Genomic DNA, 8,141 nt, shown 5'->3' with positions numbered 1-8,141 from the left:
GCCGCGGGGCGCAGGCGCGCCGACCCGCCGCTCCAGGGCGGACCCGCGCGGCGCCACGGCGGCCCCGCCCCCCCCCCGCCCTGCCGGATGCGCGGGCTGGCCGCGGCGCGGCACGGGCGCCTATCCTGGCGCGGTGACTCGAAACCCCAGCCCGTGCTGACGGTCCTTGCCCTGCTGGTCGGAGGGCTGCTCGTGCTTGGCGCGGCGGCTTGGCCGCTGGCGCGTTCGGCGGCCGGGGCGCGGGTGGTGCATGGCGGGGTGGCCGTCGCCGGCATGATCCTGGCGGCGGGGGGCGTGGCGGGGCTGCTGGGCGGGCCGCAGCTGCTGGCGCTGCCCTTCGGGCCGCCCTGGGGGCCGGCGCATCTGGCGCTCGACCCGCTCTCGGCCTGGTTCCTGCTGCCGGTCGGGCTGTCGGCGGCCTGTGCGTCGCTGTATGCGCTGGGCGGCGTGCGGGGGCCGGTGGCGCCGCGGCTGCTGGTGCCCTGGCCGGTGTTCCTGGCGGGCATGGCGCTGTGCATCCTGGCGGCGGATGGCTTCACCCTGCTGCTCGGGTTCGAGGCGATGTCGCTCGCCTCCTGGGGGCTGGTGGCGCATGACCATGCGCGGGCGGAGAACCGGCGCGCCGCGCGGATCTACCTGGGATTCGCGGGGTTCGGCGGGGTGTCGCTGATGCTGGCGCTGGGGCTGCTGGCGGGCGGGGCGGGCGATGTCGCCTTCGCCGCGCTGCGCGATGCGCCGCCCGAGGGCTGGCGCGCCGCCGCGGTGCTGGCGCTGGTGATCGCCGGCGCCGGGTCCAAGGCCGGCCTGGCGCCGCTGCATGTCTGGCTGCCGCTGGCGCATCCGGCGGCACCGAGCCACGTCTCCGCGGTGATGTCGGGGGCGATGACCAAGGTCGCGCTGTATGTGCTGGGGCGCTTCGTCTTCGACCTGATGGGCCCGGCGCAGCCCTTCTGGCTGGGTGCCCCGCTGGTGGCGCTGGGCGCGGCCTCCGCCGTGATCGGCGCGCTGCGCGCGAACCTCGAGGACGACACCAAGACGCTGCTGGCCTGCTCCACCATCGAGAATGTCGGGCTGATCGCGATCGGGCTGGGGTTGGCGATGGCCTTCCGGGGCGCCGACCTGCCGGCGCTGGCGGCGCTGGCGGCCGGCGCCGCCCTGCTGCACGCGCTGAACCATGCGCTGTTCAAGACGCTGCTGTTCCTGGCGGCGGGCGAAGTGCTGCACGGCGCGGGGTCGCGCGCGATCGACCGGCTGGGCGGGCTGGTCCACGCCATGCCGGTGACGGCCTGGGCGGCGCTGGTGGGGGTCGGTGCCGCCGCCGCGCTGCCGCCGCTGTCGGGCTTCGCCTCGGAATGGCTGTTGTTGCAGGCGCTGCTGGCGGCCTGGCGGGTGGGCGACCTGGCCTTCCAGATCGGCGTCGCGGCGGCCACCGCGCTGGCGGCGCTGGCGGCGGCGCTGGCGGCGGCGGCGATGGTGCGCTTGTGGGGGCTGGTGTTCCTGGGTCGGCCACGATCGCCGCGCGCGGCGGGGGCGCACGAGACCGGCGGGGCGGCGCGCATCGCGCTGCTGCTGCCGGCCGGGCTGACGGTGGTGTTCGGGCTGCTGCCGGGCGTGCTGCTGGACCTCGCGGAACCGGCGCTGCGCGTGATGGCGGGGGCCGCGGCGCCGCGCGCGGACCTGCTGTCGGTCGGCGCGGCGGAGGGCGGCGCACGCTACTGGCCGCTGCTGGTCGCGCTGCTGCTGGCCGCCGCGGGCGCGGCGGTGCTGTGGGTGGTGCGACGGCGTGCGCCCGGGGGCGTCGCGCGGTTCGCGGCACCGGGGTCCGTCCGGCGCGGCCCGGCCTGGGATTGCGGGTTCATCGCCGCACCGGCGCACCTGCCCTTCGGCGATCCGGCCTCGCAGCCCTCGGCGGCCGGCTTCGGCCAGCCGTTGCGGCGCATGCTGGGCGGCAGCCTGCTGGCGGCACGCGAGGCGGTGACCATGCCGCCGCCGGGGTCGCCCGCGCCGGCGCGGCTCGATGCCGGTTTCCACGACCCGGCGCTGGTCGCGCTGGAAGGCCCGCTGCCGCGCTGGCGCGATGCGCTGGCGGCGCAGGCCGAGCGGCTGCGCGACCTGTCGATCCGCCAATGCCTGGGCCTGACCTTCGGCGCGGTGGTGCTGATGCTCGCACTGCTCGCCTGGCTCGGGGGGCGCTGAGGTGGCGGTGGTCTGGGGCATCCTGGCGCAGGCGCTGCACATCGCGCTGATCCTGGCGGCCGCACCGCTGCTGACCGGCCTGGTGCGCTGGCTGAAGGCGCGCATGATGGGGCGGCGCGGCGCCGATCCGCTGCAGCCGGCGCGCGACCTGCTGAAGCTGCTGCGCAAGACGCCGGTGCTGGCAGAGAATGCATCCGCCGTGTCGCGCGCGGCGCCCTATGTCGCGGCCGGCGCGGCGGTGGCGGCGGCGGCGCTGGTGCCGAGTTTCGCGCGCGGCATGGTGCTGGCGCCGCTGTCGGACCTGATCCTGGTGGCGGGGCTGCTGGCGCTGGGGCGCGTGGCGATGGCGCTGGCGGGGATGGATGTCGGCACGCCCTTCGGCGGGCTGGGCGCGGCGCGGGAGATGTCCTTCGCCGCGCTGGCCGAACCGGCGCTGGTGGTGGCGGCGCTGACGCTGGCGATCCTGGCGGGGACGACGAACCTCGATGCCATCGCGGCGGCGTTCCGCGAGGGGGGGCTCGGGCTGCGCGTGTCGCTCGGGCTTGCGCTGGTCGCGATGGTCGCGGTCGCCATTGCCGAGAATGCGCGCATCCCGGTGGACAATCCCTCGACGCACCTGGAGCTGACCATGGTGCATGAGGCGATGATCCTGGAGGCCTCCGGCCGGCACCTGGCGTTGTGGGAATACGCGGCGATGCTGCGCCTGGCGCTGTGGCTGGCGCTGTTGTCAGCCGTGTTCCTGCCCTTCGGCCAGGCGCCGGCCGGCGCGGCACCGCATGTCTGGGTGGTCGGGCTGGCCGCCTGGCTGCTGAAGATGGGTGCGCTGGCGCTGGCGCTCGCCGCTTTCGAATCAGCCATCGCCAAGATGCGGGTGTTCCGCGTGCCGGAATTCCTGGGCGCGGCGCTGCTGCTCGGGCTGCTGGGCGCGATCTACCTGTTCGTCTCGACGGGGCTGACATGAGCTTCGGGCAGATCGGCTACGACGTGGCGCATCTGCTGGGCGGCGGCGTGCTGCTGCTGTCCTTCGTGCTGCTGTACCAGCGCCGCATCGGCGCGGTGATCAACGCCTTCGCCATGCAGGGCGCGCTGCTGGCGCTGGCCGCGGCCTGGGCGGCGCACACGCAGTCTGCGCCGGGGCTGTATGTGACCGCGCTTCTGGCCATGGCGGCGAAGGGCGTGCTGATCCCGCTGGCGCTGCATGGCATCGTGCGGCGGCTTGATTTGCATCGCACGGTCGAGACCGCGCTGGGCATCGGCCCGTCGCTGATGGCGGGGGTGGCGCTGGTGGCGCTGTCGATCCTGGTGGTGCTGCCCGCGACCGAGGGCGTGCGCGCGCTGGCGCGGGAGAATTTGGCGCTCGCCTTGTCCGTCGTGCTGCTGGGCATGCTGATGATGATCTCGCGCCGCAACGCGATCAGCCAGGTGATCGGGCTGCTCAGCCTGGAGAACGGGCTGATCCTGGCGGCGATCGGCGTGGCGGGCATGCCGCTGGTGGTGGAACTGTCCACCGCCGCGCTGGTGCTGATGATCGCGGTGGTCGCCGGCGTGTTCGCCTTCCAGATCCGCGAACGCTTCGACACGCTGGACACCGGCAGCCTCGAGGAACATCGCGGGGAGCGGCGCTGATGGCGCTGCAATGGGTCATCGTGTTCTTCCCCTGGGCGGGGGCGCTGGCGCTGGCGGCCATTCCCGACCTGCGGCGCGCCACGGCGGCGAATGTCGTGGTCAGCGCCGGAACCTTCGCGCTGGCCGTCGCGCTCGCCGTCATGCCGTTTGCCGAGCACGGCTGGACGCGGACGGATGCGCTCAACATTCCCTTCGTGCTGGTCTCGGCCTTCGTCGGGCTGACCACGTCGGTCTTCTCGGCGGCGACGCTGGACCAGGAGGGCTTCGACCATTGGCGCATCCGCGCCTATCACGCGGCCTACCAGGTGTTCATGGGGGCGCAGTTCCTCGCGCTGCTGGCCGACAACCTCGGCGTGATGTGGGTGGCGGTGGAGATCGCGACGCTCGCCACCGTGTCGATGGTGGCGGTGCACCGCACGCCGGCGGCCTTCGAGGCGGCGTGGAAGTTCTTCATCCTGTGCGGGGTGGGCATCGCGCTCGCGCTGTTCGGCACCATCGTGCTGTACCTGGCCGCGCAGCCGTTGCTGCACGAGGATGCCGGCCTGTCCTGGGCCGCGCTGATGCAGGTCGCGGCGCGCTGCGACCCGGCCACGCTGAACCTGGCCTTCGCCTTCCTGCTGCTGGGCTATGGCACCAAGGCGGGGCTGGTGCCGCTGCATTCCTGGCTGCCCGATGCGCATGCGGAAGGGCCGGTGCCGATCTCCGCCGTGCTGTCGGGGCTGCTGCTGAACGCGGCGATGCTGGCGGTGCTGCGGGCGAAATCCATCGTGGGCGCCAACCCGGGTGCGATCGCGCCGGGGCCCTTCCTGCTGGCGCTGGGGCTGGCGTCGGTGCTGCTGGCCGCCTTCGCGCTGTGGCGGCGGGCGGATGCGCGGCGGTTCTTCGGCTGGTCCAGCATCGAGCACATGGGCATCGCCGCCTTCGCCTTCGGCCTGGGCGGGCCGGCGGCGAACCTGGCGGGGCTGCTGCACCTGCTGGGGCATTCGCTGGTGAAGTCCGCGGTGTTCTTCGGCGTGGGGCGCGCGGCGCAGGCCAAGGGCAGCCAGAAGATCAGCGATATCGGCGGGCTGGTGGCGACGCATCCGGCGCTGGGTTGGGGGTTGGCACTGGCGATCGCGGGGCTGGCGGGGCTGCCGCCCTTCCTGCTGTTCGCCTCGGAGTTCCGGCTGCTGTCCGCGGCGGCGGCGGCGATGCCCTGGCTCGCGCTGCCGCTGGCCTTCGGCATGGTGGTGGCATTGGCGGCACTGATCACGGTGCTGCAGGCGCTGTGCTTCGGGCCGCCCACGCCGGATGCGGCGGCCGCACCCGATGGCTGGCGGGAGGCCGCTGCCGCGGCGCCGCTGTGGCTGCACCTGGCGCTGGCGGCGATCCTCGCGCTCGCGATGCCCACGGCCCTGGCGGCGATGCTGATGCAGGCCGCACGGGTGATCGGATGAGCGCGCAGGGCCTGATCCGCGGCGGCGTGGCGCAGGGCGCGCGGCCCTTCGAACGCTTCGTGCTGACCGCCGAGGCCTGGGCGCAACTGCCCGCCGCGCTGGTGGCCGAGCCCTCGTTGGCGCTGCTCGGGATGTGGGCGGAAGCGGCGGTGGTGCATGCGGCCTTCCTGGATGAGGCGAGCAGCGCGGTGCTGCTGGCCTCCGCCCCCGCCGAGGGCGGGCGCTATGGCGCGCTGTCGCCCGCCCGCCCCGGCGCGATCCGCTTCGAACGCATGATCCGCGACCTCTGGGCGCTGGCGGCGGCGGGCGCGGTGGATGACCGCCCCTGGCTCGACCACGGGCGCTGGCCGGTGGCCGGGCCGATGTCGGGCAACCCCGCGCCGCGCCCCGGCGCCGAGCCGCCGCAGCCGGACTTCCTGCCGGTCGAGGGCGAGGGCATCCACGTCATCCCGGTCGGCCCGATCCATGCGGGCGTCATCGAGCCCGGCCATTTCCGCTTCCACATCCAGGGCGAATGCGTGGTCCGGCTGGAGGCGCGGCTCGGCTACAAGCACAAGGGCACGCTGGGGCTGATGCTGGGCAAGACGCCGCGCGCGGCGGCCGCCTTCGCCGCCAGGCTGTCGGGCGATTCCACGGTCGCGCATGGCTGGGCCTTCGCCGCGGCGGTCGAGGCGGCGCTGGGCGTGGAACCGCCGCCGCGCGCCGTCGCGCTGCGCGCCGCCATGGCGGAGCTGGAGCGCATCCACAACCACCTGAACGACTGGGGCTTCGTGTGCAACGACGCCGCCTTCGCCTTCCCCCATGCGCGCTGCGGCTTCCTGCGCGAACAGGTGCTGCGCGCCTGCGCGGCCGCCTTCGGCCACCGGCTGATGATGGACCGCGTGCTGCCCGGCGGCATCGCGCCGGACATCGCGCCGGGCGGGGGCGAGGCCATCCTGGCTGCCCTGGCCGCTGTCGAGGCCGAGATCCCCGCCCTGCTGCGCATCTATGAAAGCCATGCCAGCCTGCAGGACCGCGTGGTGGGCACGGGCTTCCTCGACCCCGCCCATGCGCGCGCCTTCGCCGCCGGCGGCTTCGTCGGGCGCGGATCGGGCCGGCGCTTCGATGCGCGGATCGCGCCGGGCTATGCGCCCTATGACCTGCTGGCGCCGACCATGGCGGTCGAGACCGGCGGCGATGTCGATGCGCGCGTGCGCGTGCGCATCGGGGAATTGCGCGATTCCATCGCCCTGGTGCGGCGCCTGCTGCTGGCGCTGCCCGTCGGCGAGACACTCTCCCCCCTGCCCGCCCGCGCCGGCGAGGGCTGCGCGCTGGTCGAGGGCTTCCGCGGCGACTGCCTGCATTGGCTGCGCCTCGACGATGGCGGGCTGATCCGCGCCGTGTTCATGCGCGACCCGTCCTGGCTGCAATGGCCGCTGCTGGAAGCCGCCATCGAGGGCAACATCGTCGCCGACTTCCCGCTGTGCAACAAATCCTTCAACTGTTCGTACAGCGGGGTGGACCTGTAATGCTCTGGCCCCGCCTGGTCCGCGCGCTGGTCGGCCGGCCGCTCACCGATGCCGCCGTGATCCCGCCGCAGGAGGCCGTGGTGGCGCTGGGCGAACGCCTGGCCGCCACGGCCCGCGCACGCCTGGGCCGCAGCCTGTCCATCCGCGAGGTCGATTCCGGCTCCTGCAACGGCTGCGAGCTGGAGGTGAATGCGCTGCAGAACGTGGCCTACGACCTGGAACGCTTCGGCCTGCGTTTCGTCGCCTCGCCGCGCCATGCCGATGTGCTGCTGGTGACCGGCCCGGCCTGCCGCAACATGACCGAGGCGCTTCGCCGCGCCCTTGCCTGCACGCCCGAACCGCGCTGGGTGGTGGCGGCGGGCGACTGCGCCGTGGATGGCGGCGTGTTCAAGGGGTCCTATGCGGTGGAAGGCGGCGTGGGCGCCGTGCTGCCGGTCGACCTGCTGATCCCGGGCTGCCCGCCCTCGCCCACGCAATTGCTGGAAGGCCTGCTGGCGCTGGTCGAGGCCGAAGGACAAAAATAAGGGCCGGCTGGAATGAACCAGCCGGCCCCAAGAACCCGTCCCGAAGGACAGGTCAGTCGAGCAGCGGCCTGCCGGGAATAAGCCGCCGCGACGTCCTGAGACTGGCAGGCGGCGTCTCTCCCTGCGGTGGCAGCGACCTTAATTTCCCGCAACCTGTGCGGGTGCGCGGCGGCTCGTCCGGGCTGGGATGTCACGCGCCCCTGCGGCCGATGGTGCGATCCGGGCGGGTCACGGCAGGCGCCCGCAGCGCCGGCAAGGGCCGCGGTCAGATCAGGCACAATTCCGCGAGGTCGCGGCGCAGCCCCGGCGGCAGGCGGTCCAGCCCATGCGGCGCGGCGCGGCCCGGCAGCACATCCGCCGGCGCTTCCTCCGGCTTCAGGTAGCGCCATCCCTGGAAGGGCTTCATCGGCCGCGCCTCGACCGGCACCAGCGTGGGGTCGAGCAGCAGCGCCGCGCAGGGCGTGCCGTCGTCCCAGGCTTCCTCGCGCAGGCCCAGCACGCGCTGACGCACCCGCACGAAGCCGGCCACCACCCAGTAGATCGACCCGCCATCGACGATCTCGTCGATTCGCTTGGGGAACATGCGCGTCCAGGCGCGCAGCGGGGGGTCGGTGCTCAGGCGGCCGGCCTGGATGGCGGCCAGCGCGGCGACGTCCTTGGGGCCGACGGAAAGCTTGATGAGGTGCAGCACGCGCCATCCTTCCCCCGCCCGCCGTCGAGTCGGCAAGCCCCTTCGCGACACGCCGGCGCGTAACCGCGGCCCCCCCTGCGCCGAAGCCCGTTGCAATCGCCGCCGCGGCGGCTTGCAGGCGCGGCCTGCGAGCGCCGCCGCCGCGGCCCCGCCGGAGAAT

7 protein-coding genes are annotated in these 8,141 nt (G+C 74.2%); 6 read left to right on the top strand and 1 reads right to left on the bottom strand.

Translation table 11 applies throughout. The annotated features are described in order from the left end of the window. The first annotated feature begins 153 nt into the window (after positions 1-153). From LQ222_RS23095 to LQ222_RS23070, 6 genes are read left to right on the top strand one after another with little or no spacing between them, the layout of a single operon-like run. The gene (locus LQ222_RS23095; RefSeq protein ID WP_230169226.1) at positions 154-2,196 is read left to right on the top strand and encodes a proton-conducting transporter membrane subunit; all 2,043 of its coding nucleotides are present in this window, start codon (positions 154-156) and stop codon (positions 2,194-2,196) included. Between the two features lies 1 nt (position 2,197). Then, positions 2,198-3,157: a respiratory chain complex I subunit 1 family protein gene (locus LQ222_RS23090; RefSeq protein WP_230169225.1), complete on the top strand. Its 960-nt coding sequence runs from the start codon at positions 2,198-2,200 to the stop codon at positions 3,155-3,157. Then, a complete protein-coding gene (locus tag LQ222_RS23085) occupies positions 3,154-3,822 on the top strand; it encodes a hydrogenase-4 component E (protein WP_230169224.1) in 669 nt (222 codons plus the stop codon). The genes LQ222_RS23090 and LQ222_RS23085 overlap by 4 nt, the downstream gene beginning before the upstream one ends. Next, positions 3,822-5,258: a hydrogenase 4 subunit F gene (locus LQ222_RS23080; RefSeq protein ID WP_230169223.1), complete on the top strand. Its 1,437-nt coding sequence runs from the start codon at positions 3,822-3,824 to the stop codon at positions 5,256-5,258. Before LQ222_RS23085 ends, LQ222_RS23080 begins: the two co-directional genes overlap by 1 nt. After that, positions 5,255-6,766 carry a nickel-dependent hydrogenase large subunit gene (locus tag LQ222_RS23075; RefSeq protein WP_230169222.1) on the top strand — a complete coding sequence of 504 codons (1,512 nt, stop codon included), beginning with the start codon at positions 5,255-5,257 and terminating at the stop codon, positions 6,764-6,766. The genes LQ222_RS23080 and LQ222_RS23075 overlap by 4 nt, the downstream gene beginning before the upstream one ends. After that, positions 6,766-7,290, top strand: coding sequence for an NADH-quinone oxidoreductase subunit B family protein (locus LQ222_RS23070; RefSeq protein WP_230169221.1), 525 nt, complete (start codon positions 6,766-6,768; stop codon positions 7,288-7,290). Before LQ222_RS23075 ends, LQ222_RS23070 begins: the two co-directional genes overlap by 1 nt. A gap of 265 nt (positions 7,291-7,555) precedes the next feature. Here LQ222_RS23070 and LQ222_RS23065 read toward each other — a convergent pair whose 3' ends face one another. Then, entirely contained in the window at positions 7,556-7,981 is a 426-nt protein-coding gene (locus LQ222_RS23065; RefSeq protein WP_230169220.1) for a DUF1489 family protein, read from the bottom strand. Positions 7,982-8,141 lie beyond the last annotated feature (160 nt).

The organism is Roseomonas sp. CECT 9278 (assembly GCF_918698155.1).
Lineage (GTDB): Bacteria > Pseudomonadota > Alphaproteobacteria > Acetobacterales > Acetobacteraceae > Neoroseomonas.
The sequence above is the reverse complement of the archived record's forward strand: the minus strand, read 5'-3'. Positions and strand labels throughout refer to the sequence as shown.